The following is a 17229-nucleotide window of genomic DNA, read 5'->3' on the forward strand; positions in this document are numbered from 1 at the left end:
GAGGGCCTGATCGGCGACGGCATATCGCTCGACAAGAATATCGAAGACGAGGAAATCGACGCGTGAACATCGACGAAGTGATGCGGATGGCCCCGGTCATCCCGGTGCTGGTGGTCAAGGACGTGGCCCACGGCCTGCCGATCGCGCAGGCCTTGGTGACGGGCGGGCTGCCCGTGCTCGAAGTGACATTGCGCACCGAAGCCGCGCTCGACGTCATTCGCGAAATGTCGAACTGCGAAGGGTCATTCGTCGGCGCGGGAACTGTCCTCAACGAAAAGCAGCTCGATGCCGCGATCGATGCGGGGGCGAAATTCATCGTCAGCCCCGGACTGACAACACTGCTTGCCGAAGCGGCAATCGAGCGCGGCATCCCGTTCCTGCCCGGCATCGCCACTGCCGCCGACATCATGCGCGGCCTCGATCTCGGACTCGACCGCTTCAAATTCTTTCCCGCCGAAACATCGGGAGGAATCAAAGCGTTGAAGGCGCTTGCTGCGCCTTTCTATCAATGCCGCTTCTGCCCCACCGGCGGCATCACCGTCGACACCGCGCCGGACTGGCTGGCGGTGGACGCCGTTTTGTGCGTCGGCGGCTCCTGGCTGGTCCCTGCGGGCAACCCCGATCCGGCCGGCATCGAAGCGCGCGCCCGCGCGGCCTCTGCCCTGCGCACGTGAGCGCGCTCGACGGCATCCGCGAAGAGCAGCCCGCCCTCCTTCGCGCGAACGCTATCTCGCACCGGGCGGCGGCAACCGGGTTCGATTGGGACGATGCCGCCGGCGCCCGCGCCAAGGTGATCGAGGAGCTGGCCGAGGTCGATGCCGCGACGACGTTGGCCGAGCAGACCGACGAGATTGGCGACCTGCTGTTCGCCCTCGTCAACTGGGCGCGCAAGCTCGGCATCGAGCCCGAAGGCGCGCTCCATCAAGCCACATCGAAATTTGAAGGTCGCTTCCGCGCCATGGAGCAGGAAGCTGGCGCAGGCTTCCCGGCGCTCACGCTCGATCAGATGGAGCAGCTTTGGCAAGCGATAAAAGGGCGTACCCCCACGCCTATCGCCTGATGAGTCCCGTCGACCGCAACAATAGCCAAGTCACCAGTGACGACCCGATTGCCAGCACACTCGCCATCATCGTGCCGCCGGCGCCATGCTCGAACGGCATGCCGTCCGTATTCATGCCGAAGAAGCCCGTCACCAATGTCGCCGGCATGATCAAGGCCGTGATTACCGACAGCAGATAGACATTCTCATTGGTGCGCTGGCCGGCCTGCAGATCGAGCTCCTCGCGCAGCAGCCTGAGCTGGCCCTGTGCCGCCACCACATGCCGCTCGATCGGCTGCAGCCGTCGCTCGGCCCGCGCCAGCACCTCCCCGAAGGCGGCGCCGATTGACGGATCCTCGACCGCGCGCATCAAAGTGGTGTGCATCCCCCCGGCCATACGGAACAGTCGTGCCGTCAGCCGGCGCAACGACACCAAAGCGCGCGTATCGGGCGTATCCTGATCCGCCAGCAACTTATCTTCCAGCCCGACCAGCGCCGACAGCACCGCGCCGGTCCGCAAGGCGAGCGTGTCCGCCAAGCTGTTGAGGATCAGCTCCAGCGCCCCCGATGCGTCCAGCGTCTCTGCTTGTGCGGCGCGATGGCGGAAAATGTCGGGCGTGTGCAGCGGATGATAGCGCCCGGTTAGCATCAGCCCCGGACGCAATGCCACCCGCAGCGCGCCGATCCGCTCCGTCTCCTCACGATCGAACTCGCGTTCGAAGTCGGGCAGCACCAACGCCAGCGCACCATGTTGACCTAGCGCACGCGGCTGATCGTCCGAGGCAAGGAAGAGCGCCTGTACGTCTGCCGGAAGATCAGATTGTTCAGCGATCCAGCGCGCGCTGCGCTGATCCCACAGATCGAGGTGAAACCAGCGGAATGACACCTCGGAAGGCGGCGGCGCCTCCGCAAGCACGACCCGGTCCTCGCCCTGCCAGCAGGTCCAGACGAGGCCCGGCCCGATCATCGGCGGGAAGATGGAAGGTGGATCGTCGGACGTGTTGATAGCCTCGGCTGCGCGAAGCTCGGGCTAGGTGGCGGATATGAAGCTTTTGTGACGCACGGTCAGGGACGCGACTGGAAGCGGCTCCACTCGTCCGGCGACAGACGCACATCCATCGTCATCGTCTCGCCTTCCATCGCCTGCTCGAGCACCTCGCCATGCTGGTGGAGCCAGGCGATCGCCCCGCCATCGCCCGCCGGCAGCGTGATATTATGCACCAGCGCGCCGGCGAGGAGACGCTCGGCGACATCCCGGCGCAATGCGTCGATCCCCTCGCCGGTCAAGGCGGACACGGCGATGACATCCTCGTCACGGGCGGCATCGGCCAGGATGCGATCGTGCGCCTCCGGGTCGAGTGCGTCGATCTTGTTCCACACTTCGACGATCGGGACACCCTCGCCCGCTTCCGGGCCGACGCCGATCTCCTTCAGCACCGCGAGCACGTCCGCACGCTGCGCTTCGCTATCCGGATGGGCGATGTCGCGGACGTGGAGGATCAGGTCGGCGGCGGTGACCTCTTCCAGCGTGGCGCGGAACGCAGCGACCAATTGCGTCGGCAGATCGGACACGAAACCGACCGTGTCCGACAGTATTACCTTATCGATGCCCGGCAGCGACACCTGGCGCATAGTCGGATCGAGCGTCGCGAACAGCAAATTTTCCGCCATCACGTCCGCGCCGGTCAGCAGGTTGAACAGTGTCGACTTGCCGGCATTGGTATAGCCGACCAGCGCCACCACCGGCCACGGCGCGCGCTCGCGCCGCGCACGATGCAGCCCGCGCGTCTTGCGGACCTGCTCAAGCTCGCGCCGGATTTTGGCCATGCGGTCGCGGATCAAGCGGCGATCGGCCTCGATCTGGGTTTCGCCAGGGCCGCCAAGGAAGCCGAAGCCGCCGCGCTGACGTTCAAGGTGGGTCCAGGACCGGACCAGCCGGCCCGCCTGATAATCCAGATGGGCCAGCTCGACCTGCAGCCTGCCCTCAGCAGTTGCCGCGCGCTCGCCGAAGATTTCGAGGATCAGCCCGGTGCGGTCGATGACCTTGGCCTCGCACGCTTTCTCCAGATTTTGCTGTTGTACCGGCGTCAGCGCGGCATCGACGACGATCAATTCCGCGTCGTGCATCCGCGCAGCCGTGGCGATCTGCTCGACCTGACCGGACCCGAACAAGGTCGCGGGCTTGGGTTGGCGAACGCGGAAGGACAGCCGGTCGACCACCTCAAGCCCGATGGCGACGGCGAGGCCGGCAGCCTCGTCCAGACGCGCATCCGTATCGCGCAGACCATTATTGATTTCCGGCATTGCGATGACCGCCCGCGCGCCGTGACGGACTTCGTCCGCTTCTTCCCTGCTAAATCCACTCATACCGCAAAGATAGGGACTAAGCGTGGGGCTTTCACCCCTCGCTTATTCTTCCTCGTCTTCGCCTTCCTCGCCGCTCATCAGGTTGAGCGGACGCAGCGGCTGAACGGTGGAGATGGCGTGCTTGTAGACGAGCTGGCTCATCCCGTCGCGACGCAGCATCATGCAGAACAGGTCATAGGCAGCAATCTCGCCCTGCAGCATCACGCCGTTGACGAGGAACATCGTCACCGGCTCGCCGGACTTGCGTACCGCCGCAAGGAAAATTTCCTGCAGCAACGGCGACTTCTTGTCCTCGAACGCCTTATCGACTTCGGCGAGGTCGAGCGGGTGCGCGGGCATAACTGTCGAGATTGCGTGCTTGTAGATCAGCTGGCTCTGGCCATCGCGGCGCAGCAGCACCGAGAAATTGTCGAACCAGGTAATGATACCCTGCAGCTTGACGCCCTTCACGAGGAACATCGTCACCGGGGTTTTGGTTTTGCGTAAGGTGTTCAGGAAGATGTCCTGGAGATTGTTGACCTTGTCCGCCATCTGGCCGGCCTCTTTCATCTTGGCGGGTCATGGGCCCGCGCTGGCGCCGTTCAGGCGTCGTGTGTGCCCGCAGGATGCGGACAATGGAAAATAGGACTTGTTGCGCCGCAGCACAAGGCAGGTTCGATCCTTATCCCGCAATGCGGTTTGTGTCGGGCTAGCGGGGCGGCTAGCGAGAGCCCATCGGAAACATCGTGGGGCATGTTTTGCCTACCCAAGGCTATCAGATCATCGCCATCGGGCCGGCGCGCTACCTCGATCTGGCCGCGGCATGCGCCGCCTCGCTGCGCGTGTTCGACGGGTCCCGCCCGATCCAGCTTGTGACGGATCGCGACGACGCCGCGCTGCGCGACAGCGGCTACGGGCACCTGTTCGATGACTTCACCCCCGCCCCGACCGATGCACCGGCAGGGCCGATCATCAAGCTCCATGCCTATGACTGCGCGATCTACGACGAGACGATGTTCGTCGACGCGGACTGCCTGCTGCTCAAGCGCGACATCGACACCTATTGGTCGCGTCTTTCCGCCGACTATCAAGCTACCCTGCCCGGCCATTGGCGCCGCGAAGGCCAATGGTACGGCATGGACATTGCCGAGATGTGCCGGCTCGCCCGGATAGCGCGGCTCGTGCAGATGAATAGCGGGACATTCTACTTCAAGCGCGGCCTGATCGGCAAAAGCCTGTTCGACACGGCGCGAGCCTTGTTCGGGCGGCTGGGCAATTTCACACGCCACATTCACGGTGGCACCGGCGCGCCCGACGAACCCTATCTGGCGATGGCGATGGGCATGCTTGGCCTCGATCCGCACCCGATGCGGGACGAGCAGTGCAACAGCTGGATGACCGCGACGATGAACAGCCTCGAGGTGCATGTCGATGCCACCTCCGGCCGGCCGGCGCTGGTCAAGCGCCATCGCACGCTCTCTCCAAGCCTGTGCCATTTCACCAACCTGTTCCCGCGCGAGGCCTATGACCGCGTCGCACGCGAGTTGCTGGTTATGGCGCAGGCCTAGCTATTCGTCCTCGCCGCGCGGATCGGCGAGGCCCAGGCTCTTGAGCTTGCGGTGGAGCGCCGAGCGCTCCATCCCGATGAAGGTCGCGGTACGGCTGATATTCCCGGAAAAACGGCGGATCTGAACACGAAGATATTCGCGCTCGAACGTCTCGCGCGCCTCACGCAGAGGCGTACCCATGATCGAACGGCCGGCATTTCCCGGCACGATCTCGGCCTGGCCGGATAGCAATTCAGGGGGCAGCATGTCGGCATCGATCCGGCCGATGCGGTCGCCGGGCGCGAGGATGATCGTGCGCTCGATGACGTTGCGTAGCTGGCGGACATTACCGGGCCAGTCATAGGCCTGGAGCGCAGCGGCAGCCTCGGCGCTCAATTCGGGCGTCGGCACGCGCCGCTCGGCCGCGTAACGAGCCGCGAAATGCAGCGCCAGCGTCGGCACATCCTCGCGCCTTTGCTCGAGCGGCGGCAGCACGACCGGCACGACGTTGAGCCGATAATAAAGGTCCTCGCGGAAACGGCCCGCGCTGATTTCGGCGGTGAGGTCGCGTGCCGTCGCGGAAACGACACGGACGTCGACCTTGACGGTGCGCGTGCCGCCGACGCGGGAGAAGCTCTGGTCGGTCAGCACCCGCAGGATCTTGGCCTGGGCCGACATCGGCATGTCGGCAATTTCGTCGAGGAACAGGGTGCCCCCGTGCGCCTGTTCGAGCAGCCCGGTACGGACCAGCTCGCCGCCTTCCTCGGCGCCGAACAATTCCTCCTCAACCCGGTCCGGCGTCATGCGCGCGGCCGAGACGACGATGAAAGGCGCGCGCTGACGCGGCGACCAATTGTGGAGCAGCCGCGCCGCCACTTCCTTACCCGCCCCGGCAGGGCCCGCAATCAGCACCCGGCTGCCGGTCCCGGCGACGCGCTTGAGCGTAGCACGGACATGATTGATCGCCTGCGACGTACCGGTAAGCTCATCCTCCTGGCCGATCTGGGCGCGCAAGGTGGCATTCTCGCGCCGCAGCTGATCGGTTTCGGTGGCGCGCGCGACGAGGTGGAGGAGGCGCGCGCTTTCGAATGGCTTTTCGATGAAATCGACCGCGCCCTGGCGCACCGCCGCCACCGCCGTGTCGATATTACCATGGCCAGAAAACACGATTACCGGCAGCGTCGGATCGCGCCGCTTGATCTCGCTCAGCAATTGCAATCCGTCGAGGCGCGATCCCTGCAGCCACACGTCGAGCAGAACCAGGCTCGGCCGCCGCTCGGCCAGCGCAGCCAGCGTGGCGTCGGCATCGCCCGCCGTGCGCGGCCGATAGCCCTCATCCTCGAGTACGCCGGAGACGAGCTCACGAATGTCCGCTTCGTCGTCCACAACCAAAATATCGAGCGGCATGTCTTACAGGCTCCTGGCGTTCACGAGTTCGGGAGTTCGCTCGTCGAGCGTATCTTCGTCGGCAATGGCGGCGAGTGCGTGCAGGTCGAAGTCGAGATGGACGATGGTGCCGCCCCCTGGCCGATCCGCGAAGCTGAGCGTGCCGATATGCTCCTCGACGATGCGCCGCACGATCGCGAGGCCGAGGCCGGTGCCCTTGGCGCGCGTGGTCACATAAGGTTCGGTCAGGCGATCCCGCTCGGCAGGCAGACCAATACCGTCATCGGCGACTTCCAATATCAAACGTCCGCCGTCCTCGCGGATCGTCATTGCCACGGCCCCACCCTGGCCCTCACCCAGCCGCGCCTCGACCGCCTCGCAGGCATTCTTGACAATATTGGTCAAAGCCTGGCCGATCTGGCGGCGGTCGCACACCATCGTCGGGCCGGGTTCGGGGGCGTCGAGGCTGAAGCGGATCGCCGGATGCGCGACCTCCTGCAGGAACAGCGCCTGACGCGCCATATCGAGCAGGTTTTCGCGGGCAAAGCGTGGTTTGGGCATGCGCGCGAAGGACGAGAATTCGTCGATCATGCGGCGAATGTCGCCAACCTGGCGGACGATGGTTGAAACCAGCCGCTCAAAGGTGCCGGGGTCGCTGTGCACCTCATTGCCATAGCGTCGCTGGAGTCGCTCGGCGGCAAGCTGGATCGGCGTCAGCGGATTCTTGATCTCGTGCGCGATGCGCCGGGCGACGTCGGACCAGGCGGCATGACGCTGATCGGCGAGCTGTTGGGTGATATCATCGAATGTCAGAACATGGCCGTTGCCGGCGCCGACCACCGTCACTGCAAGCGTGCGCACCCCGCCCTCGCCGGTCAGCTGGACCACGGACTGGCGCTCGCCGGAATCGAGCATGCGCGCAAGCTCCGGCGCCAGCTCGTGCAGTTGTTCCCCGATGGCACTAGCATCTCCGGTCCGCAGCAGCGCCTGCGCGGAAAGGTTGATCACCGTAACCTGGCGTTCGCGATTGACGAAGATGACGCCCGCGGACACGCCGGCAAGCACCGCTTCGGTCAGCGCACGCCGGCTTTCGAGCGCGCCGGTCTGTTCCTGGAGGCGGCGGGTCATGCGATTGAACGCGGCCGCCAGCCGGCCGACCTCGTCATATTTGTTCGGAGCGGGCACGCGCGCGGCAAGATCGCCGCCAGCGACCCGCCGCGCCGCGCCGACCAGCTCCCCGATCGGACGAACGAGCCGATCGGCGACTGCAAAGGCGATCCAGATGGCGATGCCGACCGTCAACAGGGACACGAGGAAGAGGGCCGCGTTGAATTGCAGCTGCAGCGTCCGAGCGCGCGCTACGAAGGCGCGATAATCGTCCAGCGACAAAGTCGCGCGCGCCGATTGCGCGATCGCCAGCGAGTTGGCGCTCCGCGAGATCCATAGATAGGTGCGGGTGGGCCGGTCCAACGGCACCACCGTCTCCATCCGGTCGCGGAGGACGGCGACGTGCGGCCGCTCGGAATCGTAGATGGCAAGCTTCCCCGGATCGACCAGCGTTTCCAGCGGCCGGTTCTTGACGAGGCCCGCGCCCCAGATCAGTTGCTCGCTGCCATCGTGGGCTATCCTGATCACGGCCGCTTGGTTGAGCTGCCGGTTGATGACCTGAAGAAAGAAATAGCCCGCCCAGCGAGGATCGTCCGGAGCCGCCGTGGCAAGCGTGGTCAGAATATCGCCCCGCATCGCCTTCGCATTTTCCCAGAGGTTGGTGCGATGCTCGTTGATATAGGCCTGAACAACGCGGTCAGCATTTTGCAGCACGACGCTCGCACGATCGGAAAACCAGAATTTGATCCCGAACTGAAACAGCAGTGATGCGAAGATAACGACGAGCAAGGTCGGCACCGCCGCAAGCACCGAGAATAGCGCGACTAACCGGACGTGGAGGCCGCCTCGCCCGCCAAGCGGGGAACGCTCCGAGCGGCTCCGCGCACGGCGTTGCGCCGTAAGCACCATCAATGCCATCGCCGGGACGAGATTGCCGACCAGAAGAAGCGCGATAAGAAACGGGCTTAATGGCCGGTCCGCGCTGCCATGCGTCAATATCGCATAGGTAATCCCCGCGGCGGCAAGCATTACGATCAGAACCAGCGGAATGGCCACCGCCATATGCCGCGATCGGATCAGCAGGGTGAAGCGCCGCCGCCAGCGGGGCGCCCGTAGTCGCGATCCTGCGAGAGACGGCATCATCGTGACTTGGCTACCACGCAGTTGTGGCGGATGGAACACATGTGTGTCCCAGATGCGGCGAGCCGTGCGCTACTCGCTTCGACGCACCGCTGGACCGACCCCGAGATCGGTCAACTTTTTGCGCAACGTGTTCCGGTTGATGCCAAGCAGACGGGCGGCCTTCAGCTGGTTGCCCCGCACTGCCGCCAGCGTAAGGCGCAATAGCGGCCGTTCGATCTCGGCCAGAATGCGATCATACAGGCCGTCGGGCGGAAGCGTGCCTCCATAACCCGCAAAATGGCGCGTGAGATGCTGTTCGATCGCCTCTCCGAGCCCGGCTGCCTCAGCTATTGCCGGCATCGGCGGCTGCGCGCCCAGGCCCAGCTGTTGTTCGACCAGTGCCTGTGTGATCACCGCATCCCGCGTCAGTGCTGCCAGCCGGCGCATGAGATTTTCGAGCTCGCGAACATTGCCGGGCCAGCTGTGGCGTTCCAGCCGCGCTACCGCGGGCGGATCCAGTTGCTTGCGCGGCAGACCGTTGGCAGCAGCCCGATCAAGAAAATGCCGCGCGAGCTCCCCGATATCCGATCCGCGTTCGCGCAACGGCGGCAGCAGAACCGGCACCACGTTCAGGCGATAATAGAGATCCTCGCGAAATTGGCCGTCTCCGATCAGGCGCGGCAATTCCTGATGGGTCGCAGCAATGATGCGGACATCGGCGCGGATCGCCCGCGCGCTGCCGACGGGGGAGAATTCGCCCGACTGAAGCACGCGCAACAATCGCGTCTGAGCCTCCATCGGCATATCGCCAATCTCGTCCAGAAACAGCGTCCCGCCCTGGGCTTGCTCGAACCGGCCGGCGGTTCGTTGGGCCGCGCCCGTAAAGGCTCCGCGCTCATGGCCGAACAACTCGCTTTCGATAAGTTCACGCGGAATTGCCGCCATGTTCACGGCCACGAAGGGCGCGCGGCGGCGTGGGCCGAAATCATGAATGGCCCGCGCGACCAGTTCCTTGCCCGTGCCGGATTCGCCCAGCACCAGCACGGTAAGGTCGTTGGAAACGACCCGCGCGATGGTGCGATAGACTTCCTGCATCGGCGGCGAACGGCCGATCAACGGCAAATCCTCACCCGCCGGTGCGTCATCCTCGATACCGGTCGAAAGGCCTTGCGCAAGGGCATCGTCCACGGCCTGCATCAGCTCGCCAAGATCGAACGGCTTGGGCAGATAATCGAACGCGCCCTGTTCGGTCGCGCGCATCGCGGTGGTGAACGTGTTCTGCGCCGACAAGACGATGATCGGCATATGCGGGTTGTCGGCGAGGAGCTCGGGGACGAGATCGAGCCCGTTGCCATCAGGCAGGATCACGTCGGTCAGCAACACTTGCGGACGGAAGTTGCGGATCGCACGGCGAAGCTCCGCGGCATTGGCGGCGGTTTCCACGGTGTGGCCGGCGCGGCGCAGCGCCTCCCGCACCACGGTGCGGATCGCCGCATCATCGTCACATACCAGGATTCGTCCGGCCATCGTCATTTCCTCGGCGCGCGCGGCAGCAGCAGGCGGAACACGGTGCGCTCCGGGTTACCTTCACGTGCATATTCGACCATCCCGCCCTGATCCGCCACGAGCTTCTCGACGAGAGCCAGGCCGAGTCCGCGGCCGGAGCGTTTCGAGCTGACGAACGGATCGAATAGATGCTCCGCGATTTCGGGGGGTGCGCCCGGACCATCGTCGATCACGCATACCTCGATCGGCAATTGCCGCCTGCCATCGCCGCCGGCAGTCACCATCCGCATGCCGTGGCGATACGCGGTTGTGAGCGTGACCGCCCCGCCCCTCTCACCCAGAGCCTCGGCGGCGTTTTTAAGGAGGTTGATCACCACCTGGACCAGCGAATCGCGATGGCCCAGCACCGGCGGCAGGGACGGGTCGTAAACCTCTCGGAATACGACATTTCCGCCGAAACCCTGCGTTGCCACCGCGCGCGCATGTTCCAGAATGGCATGGATATTCTGCGGCTCCAGTTGGAGCGGGCGCGTGTCGGTGAAGCCTTCCATCCGGTCGAGCAAGGCGGCGACGCGGTCGACTTCGTCGCGGATCAGCCGGGTCAACGCGCGCGAATCCTCGTCGGCATTGGCCTCGAGCAATTGCGCCGCACCTCGTATTCCCGAGAGCGGGTTCTTGATTTCATGCGCAAGCAGCGCGGCTGCACCCGCGGCCGCGAGATTGCCGCCTGCCCGCCGCGCGATCGGCACCGCGCTGGGATAAGCATGGAGCGCGACCACCCGCCAGCCCGGCCAGTCCGGCAGCGGGGCCGCCAGAAGATCGCCACGCACGTGCCGGTGTCCGGGCAAGGCGATCTCGATATCGTAGGCGACGAACGGCGTGTCGGTGGGCATCGTGCGCAGATGATGGCCGGTCGCTTCATCGATCCCCATCCCGATGATCGCGTTGCGCGAGAGGTTGAGCAACGTCTCGGCCGCGGCGTTGGCGTCGAGGATCACGCCGCCCTCGTCGACCACCAGCAACGGCGTCGGCAGGGCGGAGAGCAACGCTTCGGCCGGCGCAGGACGCGCGTCACCGCGCGCGCGCAGCCGGGCTAGGCGGCCGCTCGTATAGTCCACGGAGCGTAGAATTCGGCCAACATGCGTAGCACGACCGCGGCGTCCGGCTGTTGATTGACCTTGTTGCGGAACTCGGCCGAGCCCGTCAGCCCCTTGGTGTACCAGCCGATATGCTTGCGCGCCATATTCACGCCGACCTCAGGCCCGTAAAGCTCGAGCATGTCGCGATAATGCGCTATGATGGCACGATATTGCTCGTCAAGAGACGGATCGGGCCGGCGCTCGCCGGTTTGCAGCCAGCGCATTACCTGCGAGAGCAGCCAGGGCCGGCCATAGGCGCCGCGGCCGATCATGACGCCGTCCGCGCCCGATTGATCGAGCGCCGCTTCGGCATCCTCGATCGAGCAGATGTCACCATTGGCGATAACGGGAATTGAAACCGCATCCTTGACCCGGCGGATGAAGGCCCAGTCGGCTGAGCCCTTGTACATCTGGCAACGGGTGCGGCCGTGTACCGTGATCATCTTGACGCCGATATCCTCGGCGATGCGGGCCAGTTCGGGTGCATTGAGGCTGTGATGGTCCCAGCCCATGCGCATCTTGAGGGTGACCGGCACCTTCACCGCCCTGACCGTCGCGGCAATCAATTGGGCGGCAAGCTTGGGTTTGGCCATCAGCGCAGAGCCGGCATCGCCGTTTACTACCTTGCGCACCGGACAGCCCATATTGATATCGACGATGGCCGCGCCTTTATCCTCGGCCAGCTTTGCCGCCTCGCCCATCTGCTCGGGCTCACATCCGACGAGCTGCATCGAGACTGGATCCTCGCTTGGATCCCACAAAGCCTTCTGGATTGACTGGCGGGTCTCGCGGATGGCGGCCTGGCTGGCGATCATCTCCGTAACATTGAGGCCGGATCCGTAGGAACGGACCAGCCGGCGAAACGGAAGATCGCTGACGCCGGTCATCGGCGCCAGGATCACGGGCGTTTCGATGACGACGTTGCCGATGGAGATGGGTTTGAGCCGGGCCACGCTTCACTGCCTAAAAATCAGGCACGGCCCTACAGTCTTAACTCTCGTCCCGCAACCAGCGCGCCGCGGCCGCGTCATCACCGGAACGTGGCTCGACCCATTGAACGTGGCCATCGTGAAACGTCTCGCGTTTCCAGAACGGCGCCTCGGTCTTGAGCCGGTCGATCAGGCTGGCACAGGCTTCGAGCGCGGCGGCGCGATGCTTGGCTGCGGTGGCGACGAACACGATCGGATCGCCTGGGCTTAGCGCACCGTAGCGATGAATCAGCGTTACCCCGATCAACTTCCATCGCGCGGCGGCCTCGTCGGCCAGCCCCCGCATCATCGCCAGCGTCATCACGGCATGATGTTCGAGAAAGAGTTCCCGCAAGTCGCCATCGCCGCGCACCACGCCCGTGAAGCTGGCAAGCGCGCCGCCCCCCAGCGCCTGGAGCCGGGCCAGCTCGACACCGCCCTCGAACATCTCGGCCTGGAGACGAACCTCGATCACCCTCCCGTCACCGGCGGAAAGAGTGCGACCTCGTGCGCGCCAGTGATGGAGGCGTCGAAAGTTGCGAAGCGCTGATCGATCGCGGCGCGCAACCGCGCCGGCTCCGCCAGGGCGGCGGCATGACCGGAGCTGCGTGTCGCGAGCCATGTGATGAGACCGGCAATGTCTTTCACTTCGATCGGGGGATCGACCTGCTCCCGATCGAGGCCAATCCGTTCGCGGACCCAGGCAAAATACAGAATATCCACGTCAATCCATGTGCTTCAGACCAACGCGGAGATAGTCCCAGCCCGTCACCGCGGTCAGACCGGCCGCGCTCCAGAGGCAAAACAGCCCCACCCAGCTGATCCAGGCCTGTTCCGGGAGCGCTCCTGCAAGGATAAGGGCACCGAGCGAAACGAGCTGGAACGTCGTCTTCCACTTGGCAAGCTGGCTGACCGGCATCGAAACACGCAGCTCCGCCAGGAATTCTCGCAGTCCCGACACGGCGATCTCGCGGACGAGGATGATCAAAGCTGCGATCACCGCCGGTCCATCGATTGCGCGAGTGAACAGCAGCATGACGATGACGGTCGCGACCATGATCTTGTCGGCGATCGGGTCGAGGAAGATGCCGAGCCTCGAGACCGCGCCCTGCGCGCGCGCCAGATAGCCGTCGAAATAATCGGTGATGCCCACGAGTACGTACAGACCGAACGCAACCGCATAATCCCACGGCCGGGGATGCCATAACAGCAACACCATCACCGGCATCGCGACGATGCGCGACAAGGTGAGGAGGTTGGGCAAGGTCAACATGACAGCGGGTCTAGCGCGGCTCATCCTGCTTGGGGAGGGGTTGGGAGCCGTTCGTGCAATATTACGGGCCGATCCTTGAAAACCGCATCGCGGAAAGGCCGAAAACCGAGCTTGGCCGCCACGCGCAGCGACGGACCATTGCCGGGATCGATGATACAAACCTTGCGCCCCCGACCGAAATTTTGCTCGTACCATGCAATCGCTGCCGTGATCGCCTCGGTCGCATAGCCCTGGCCCACTGCCGAAGCGGCGATCATCCACGCCGCTTCGGGGAAGCCGTCGAAATCCGGGCCGAGGCCGCGCCGAAAGTAGGCCAACCCCGCTTCTCCGACAAAGCCACCACCTGCACGCTCCTCGATCAGGAAGACGCCGTGGTTGAGCAATGCCCAATGTCCGGCGTAGCGCAGCAGCCGGTTGAAATTCTCTTCATAATCTTGGGGGCCGCCGACAAACGCCATGGTGGTGGAATTGCTCGTCATGGCAGCGCGAGCGTCGAGATCCGTCAGCCTGTGCCGCCGCAGGCGCAAACGTTCGGTTTCGATCTGGGGACCGTCAGCTCCCAAGGTGACTTCCATTGGATCTCGCAGGCGTGTTTGGCGTTGCCGTTCGAAATCGTCTATGGGCCGCGACCGTGAGTAAAACCAGCGACGCGCGTAGCCCCATCCGATGACCACATCATTCCGGCTTTTGGGCCAGCGTCGCTTTTTGCCGTTGTTCGCGACGCAATTTCTGGGTGCGTTCAACGACAATCTGTTCAAGCAGGCGATGGTCCTGTTCGCGACCTATTCGATCTATTCCGACGCCAAGAAGGAAGCCGCCTTCAGCGCGATTGCGACCGGCCTGTTCATCCTGCCATTCTTCCTGCTGTCGGCGCTGTCCGGCCAGCTCGCCGACAGCCACGACAAGGCGCGGATCGTGCGGATCATCAAGACGGCGGAGATCGCCATCATGATCGTCGGCGCGGCCGGCTTGCTGTTCTCCTCAGTGCCGCTGATGCTTGGCGCCGTGCTGGCCATGGGCGCGCACTCGACCTTCTTCGGCCCCATCAAATACGCCATCCTGCCGCAGCATCTGCGTCGCGAGGAGGTCTTGGGCGGCACCGGCCTGGTTGAGGCCGGCACCTATATCGCCATTCTCGGCGGCACGATCCTGGCAGGCCTCATCAATCCCAAGCTCGCGGCGTTGCTGGTGCTCGCCGTGGCAGCGATCGGCTGGCTGACGGCGCGTGAAATCCCGCCGGCGCCTTCGTCCGGCGAAAGGCAGCCGCTCGACCTGCACATCGTGCGTGCCTCCATCACCCTGGTTTCCGCGACGCTGCACATTCCACGGCTGTTCCTTTCGATCCTCTCGATCAGCTTCTTCTGGATGATCGGTGCGGTCCTGGTGATCGAATTCCCGCCGCTGGTGAAGAACGTATTTACCGCCGACAAGCAGGTGGCGAGCCTGTTCCTTGCAATCTTCTCGATCGGCGTCGCAATGGGCTCAGTGCTAGTCAACCGTCTGCTCGCGGGGCGCGTGTCCGCGCGCTATGCGCCCGCTTCGGTCATCGCCATGGGAGGCTTCGTGCTGCTGATGGTGCTGGCGGCACACCGCTGGGTGCCGGCCGATGAAGGCGCGCTTTATTCGTTCAGCGCCTTTGCCCATCACCCTGGCGCACCTCTGGTGGCTCTCTCCCTTCTGGGCGTTTCAGTAACGGGGGGAATGTTTGTCGTGCCGCTCTACGCCTTCCTTACCACCACCGTCGAAAGCGATCATACGGCCCGTACCGTCGCTGCCAATAATATCGTCAACTCGGGGGCAATGGTGATCGGCGCGGTCGGCGCGGTGGCGCTCGCCGCGGTCGGTGTTTCCGTCCTCGAGGCACTTATAAGCGTGGCCGTCCTTTGCCTCGGCGCGGCCGCCATTTCCTGGCGGCTGCATCGGGCATGCGATGGGATTGCCTGCACGCAATAAGTTTATCGCAGCATCCCGGCCCAATTAGCTCATGGAACGGCGGACCTGATCGCACTGTCGACATAGCGAAAGGGGCGAGTCGATCGACTCACCTCACCGCAACAATCAATGGCGTCGATCAGTCCTGCTTGCGCCCGAACAGCGCCGCAAAGAAGCCGGCAACGACTGCAAAGACACCGGCACTGGCGGCGGCACGGCGCACGCTGACCGGCGATTTAGGTGTTGCAGCGGTCGGCGCACGTGCCGGAGAAGCCTTGGGGACGGTGCGCGGCTTGGCTTTGTTGGCAGGAGGTGTCGCGACTTTGCCGGCCAGCTTGGCGGGCTTCGTAGCCACAGCGGCGGGCTTGCGAGGCTTGGGTGCCGTCTTTGCAGCCGGCTTGCTAACCGAAGCGGCGGCCGATGCAGCCGCGGCGGGCTTGGGGGCGGCGGGCTTGCGCGCAGCCTTCGGCTTGGGCTTGGCGGCCGCAGCGGGCTTGCTGCCGTCGGTAGGGGTATCGGCCATGCACCATCTCCGTCCAATGAACTTGCCGAATGAACCTACACAGGACCGTACGGTTCCGAAACGAATTACGCGCTAATTTATACCCGACGGCAGGAAGCGCTTGATTGGCCGGTTTGGCCGGCTATTGGTAGCGCTATCAGGCACTCATCGCCCAAGACGGTGAGGCAAATTGCTGGCATGCGTGGGCACGCCGTGCGGTATAAAAGTGATCCTTAGGAGGGATTGATGGCGAATTCGAAGCTGATCAGAGCGGCACTCGCTTGCTCATTTTTCTGCTGGCCCATAGCGGGACCGGCCGGGGCTGCCGCGCCAGCAGTCCCAACCGTATCGCCAGAGGGCCGCCATTATCTCTCGCAGCCGCTGGTAAGCGAAATCTATACCGCCGATCCCTCGGCGCACGTCTTCAACAACAAGATCTATGTCTATCCGTCGCACGACGTGCCGACGGAAACGGGCGATGACGACCTCGGCAACCAATATGCGATGCACGATTATATCGTGCTCGAAATGGATCATGTCGGCGCGCCGGTGAAGATTGGGCCTGTCGCGCTCGATGTGAAGGATGTGCCTTGGGCATCGAAGCAGATGTGGGCGCCGGATGCGGCCTATCGCAACGGCACTTATTATCTGTTCTTCCCTGCGCGCGACAAAAATCTGGATCCGCGCGGGCTCGGCCAGTTCAAGATCGGTGTCGCGACCTCGAAGAACCCGATGGGTCCCTTCAAGGCCGAGCCGGAGCCGATCAAGGGCGCCTATTCGATGGACCCTGCCGTGTTCATCGACGACGACAACCAGGCCTATATGTATTTCGGAGGAATCTGGGGTGGCCAGCTGCAGCGTTGGGCGACGGGCAGGTTCGATCCGAACGGGACCGATACCGATCTGCAGCAGGACGACAAGCCGGCATTGTCGGGCAAGGTCGCGCGCATGACGTCGGACCTGAAGCAACTCGCCGAGGCGCCGCGCGATGCGGTGATCCTCGATCAAAATGGCAAGCCCGTCCTCGGCGGCGATCACGAAAAGCGGTTCTTTGAGGCATCGTGGATGTTCAAAAAGGATGGCAAATATTACTATACCTACTCGACCGGTGACACGCATTTCCTGAACTATGCGATCGGGACTAACCCCTATGGGCCGTTCACCTACACTGGTCACATCCTACAGCCGGTCCAGGGCTGGACCAGCCATCACTCGATCATCCAGAAGGATGGCAAATGGTGGCTGTTCTATGCGGACACGCAGATCTCCAACAAAAACCACCTGCGCAACGTCAAGGTGACCGAGCTGCGCTTCAATCCCGACGGGACGATCCAGACCATCAACCCGTTCGTCGATTGAGGA

Annotated in this window: 18 protein-coding genes; 5 read left to right on the forward strand and 13 right to left on the reverse strand. The window is 64.1% G+C overall.

Annotation, left to right across the window (positions count from 1 at the left end):
• Positions 1-80 precede the first annotated feature (80 nt).
• Together eda and DX905_RS02350 are read left to right on the forward strand one after the other, a co-directional pair.
• Complete coding sequence (eda, locus tag DX905_RS02345) at positions 81-674, forward strand: bifunctional 4-hydroxy-2-oxoglutarate aldolase/2-dehydro-3-deoxy-phosphogluconate aldolase (RefSeq protein ID WP_240320918.1); 594 nt, start codon at positions 81-83, stop codon at positions 672-674.
• Positions 671-1060, forward strand: coding sequence for a pyrophosphohydrolase domain-containing protein (locus DX905_RS02350; protein ID WP_240320684.1), 390 nt, complete (start codon positions 671-673; stop codon positions 1058-1060). Before eda ends, DX905_RS02350 begins: the two co-directional genes overlap by 4 nt.
• Here DX905_RS02350 and DX905_RS02355 read toward each other — a convergent pair.
• The 3 genes from DX905_RS02355 to hfq all read right to left on the reverse strand — a co-directional run bounded on the left by DX905_RS02355 (position 1050) and on the right by hfq (position 3955).
• Positions 1050-2006 (reverse strand): CorA family divalent cation transporter, encoded by a 957-nt coding sequence (locus DX905_RS02355; RefSeq protein ID WP_116089896.1) that lies wholly within the window; start codon positions 2004-2006, stop codon positions 1050-1052. The two genes, DX905_RS02350 and DX905_RS02355, sit on opposite strands and share 11 nt — an antisense overlap.
• Before the next feature lie 98 nt (positions 2007-2104).
• Positions 2105-3406 (reverse strand): GTPase HflX, encoded by a 1302-nt coding sequence (gene hflX / locus DX905_RS02360; protein ID WP_116089897.1) that lies wholly within the window; start codon positions 3404-3406, stop codon positions 2105-2107.
• 42 nt (positions 3407-3448) lie between these two features.
• On the reverse strand, positions 3449-3955 hold the full coding sequence (gene hfq / locus DX905_RS02365) for an RNA chaperone Hfq (RefSeq protein ID WP_275896056.1): 507 nt from the start codon (positions 3953-3955) through the stop codon (positions 3449-3451).
• A gap of 176 nt (positions 3956-4131) precedes the next feature.
• Between hfq and DX905_RS02370 the strand changes: the two genes are divergently transcribed.
• Positions 4132-4953 carry a hypothetical protein gene (locus tag DX905_RS02370; RefSeq protein ID WP_162875420.1) on the forward strand — a complete coding sequence of 274 codons (822 nt, stop codon included), beginning with the start codon at positions 4132-4134 and terminating at the stop codon, positions 4951-4953.
• Here the strand turns inward: DX905_RS02370 and ntrX are convergent, their stop codons facing one another.
• The 9 genes from ntrX to DX905_RS02415 form a co-directional block, all read right to left on the reverse strand.
• The gene (gene ntrX, locus DX905_RS02375; RefSeq protein WP_116089899.1) at positions 4954-6339 is read right to left on the reverse strand and encodes a nitrogen assimilation response regulator NtrX; all 1386 of its coding nucleotides are present in this window, start codon (positions 6337-6339) and stop codon (positions 4954-4956) included.
• A 3-nt stretch (positions 6340-6342) separates the two neighbouring features.
• Positions 6343-8487, reverse strand: a complete 2145-nt coding sequence (locus DX905_RS02380; RefSeq protein WP_240320685.1) for a sensor histidine kinase NtrY-like — start codon at positions 8485-8487, stop codon at positions 6343-6345.
• Positions 8488-8637: 150 nt separating this feature from the next.
• Positions 8638-10080: a nitrogen regulation protein NR(I) gene (ntrC, locus tag DX905_RS02385; protein ID WP_116089900.1), complete on the reverse strand. Its 1443-nt coding sequence runs from the start codon at positions 10078-10080 to the stop codon at positions 8638-8640.
• A complete protein-coding gene (locus DX905_RS02390) occupies positions 10077-11171 on the reverse strand; it encodes a two-component system sensor histidine kinase NtrB (protein WP_205412178.1) in 1095 nt (364 codons plus the stop codon). Before DX905_RS02390 ends, ntrC begins: the two co-directional genes overlap by 4 nt.
• Entirely contained in the window at positions 11147-12145 is a 999-nt protein-coding gene (gene dusB / locus DX905_RS02395) for a tRNA dihydrouridine synthase DusB (RefSeq protein WP_116089902.1), read from the reverse strand. Before dusB ends, DX905_RS02390 begins: the two co-directional genes overlap by 25 nt.
• Before the next feature lie 37 nt (positions 12146-12182).
• Positions 12183-12635, reverse strand: coding sequence for a molybdenum cofactor biosynthesis protein MoaE (locus DX905_RS02400; protein ID WP_205412179.1), 453 nt, complete (start codon positions 12633-12635; stop codon positions 12183-12185).
• Complete coding sequence (gene moaD, locus DX905_RS02405) at positions 12632-12889, reverse strand: molybdopterin converting factor subunit 1 (protein ID WP_116089903.1); 258 nt, start codon at positions 12887-12889, stop codon at positions 12632-12634. Before moaD ends, DX905_RS02400 begins: the two co-directional genes overlap by 4 nt.
• Complete coding sequence (pgsA, locus tag DX905_RS02410) at positions 12885-13433, reverse strand: CDP-diacylglycerol--glycerol-3-phosphate 3-phosphatidyltransferase (RefSeq protein ID WP_116089904.1); 549 nt, start codon at positions 13431-13433, stop codon at positions 12885-12887. Before pgsA ends, moaD begins: the two co-directional genes overlap by 5 nt.
• 20 nt (positions 13434-13453) lie before the next feature.
• Complete coding sequence (locus DX905_RS02415) at positions 13454-13996, reverse strand: GNAT family N-acetyltransferase (protein WP_240320686.1); 543 nt, start codon at positions 13994-13996, stop codon at positions 13454-13456.
• Between the two features lie 103 nt (positions 13997-14099).
• Here DX905_RS02415 and DX905_RS02420 point away from each other — a divergent pair, with 103 nt between their 5' ends.
• Positions 14100-15386 carry an MFS transporter gene (locus tag DX905_RS02420; protein ID WP_116089906.1) on the forward strand — a complete coding sequence of 429 codons (1287 nt, stop codon included), beginning with the start codon at positions 14100-14102 and terminating at the stop codon, positions 15384-15386.
• Between the two features lie 118 nt (positions 15387-15504).
• Here the strand turns inward: DX905_RS02420 and DX905_RS02425 are convergent, their stop codons facing one another.
• Positions 15505-15888 (reverse strand): hypothetical protein, encoded by a 384-nt coding sequence (locus DX905_RS02425; RefSeq protein ID WP_116089907.1) that lies wholly within the window; start codon positions 15886-15888, stop codon positions 15505-15507.
• A gap of 222 nt (positions 15889-16110) precedes the next feature.
• Here DX905_RS02425 and DX905_RS02430 point away from each other — a divergent pair, with 222 nt between their 5' ends.
• A complete protein-coding gene (locus tag DX905_RS02430) occupies positions 16111-17226 on the forward strand; it encodes a glycoside hydrolase family 43 protein (protein WP_420822132.1) in 1116 nt (371 codons plus the stop codon).
• The last annotated feature ends 3 nt before the right edge of the window (positions 17227-17229 follow it).

The sequence above is a fragment of the Sphingomonas crusticola genome (genome assembly GCF_003391115.1).
In the GTDB taxonomy this organism is placed as follows: Bacteria; Pseudomonadota; Alphaproteobacteria; order Sphingomonadales; family Sphingomonadaceae; genus Sphingomonas_I; species Sphingomonas_I crusticola.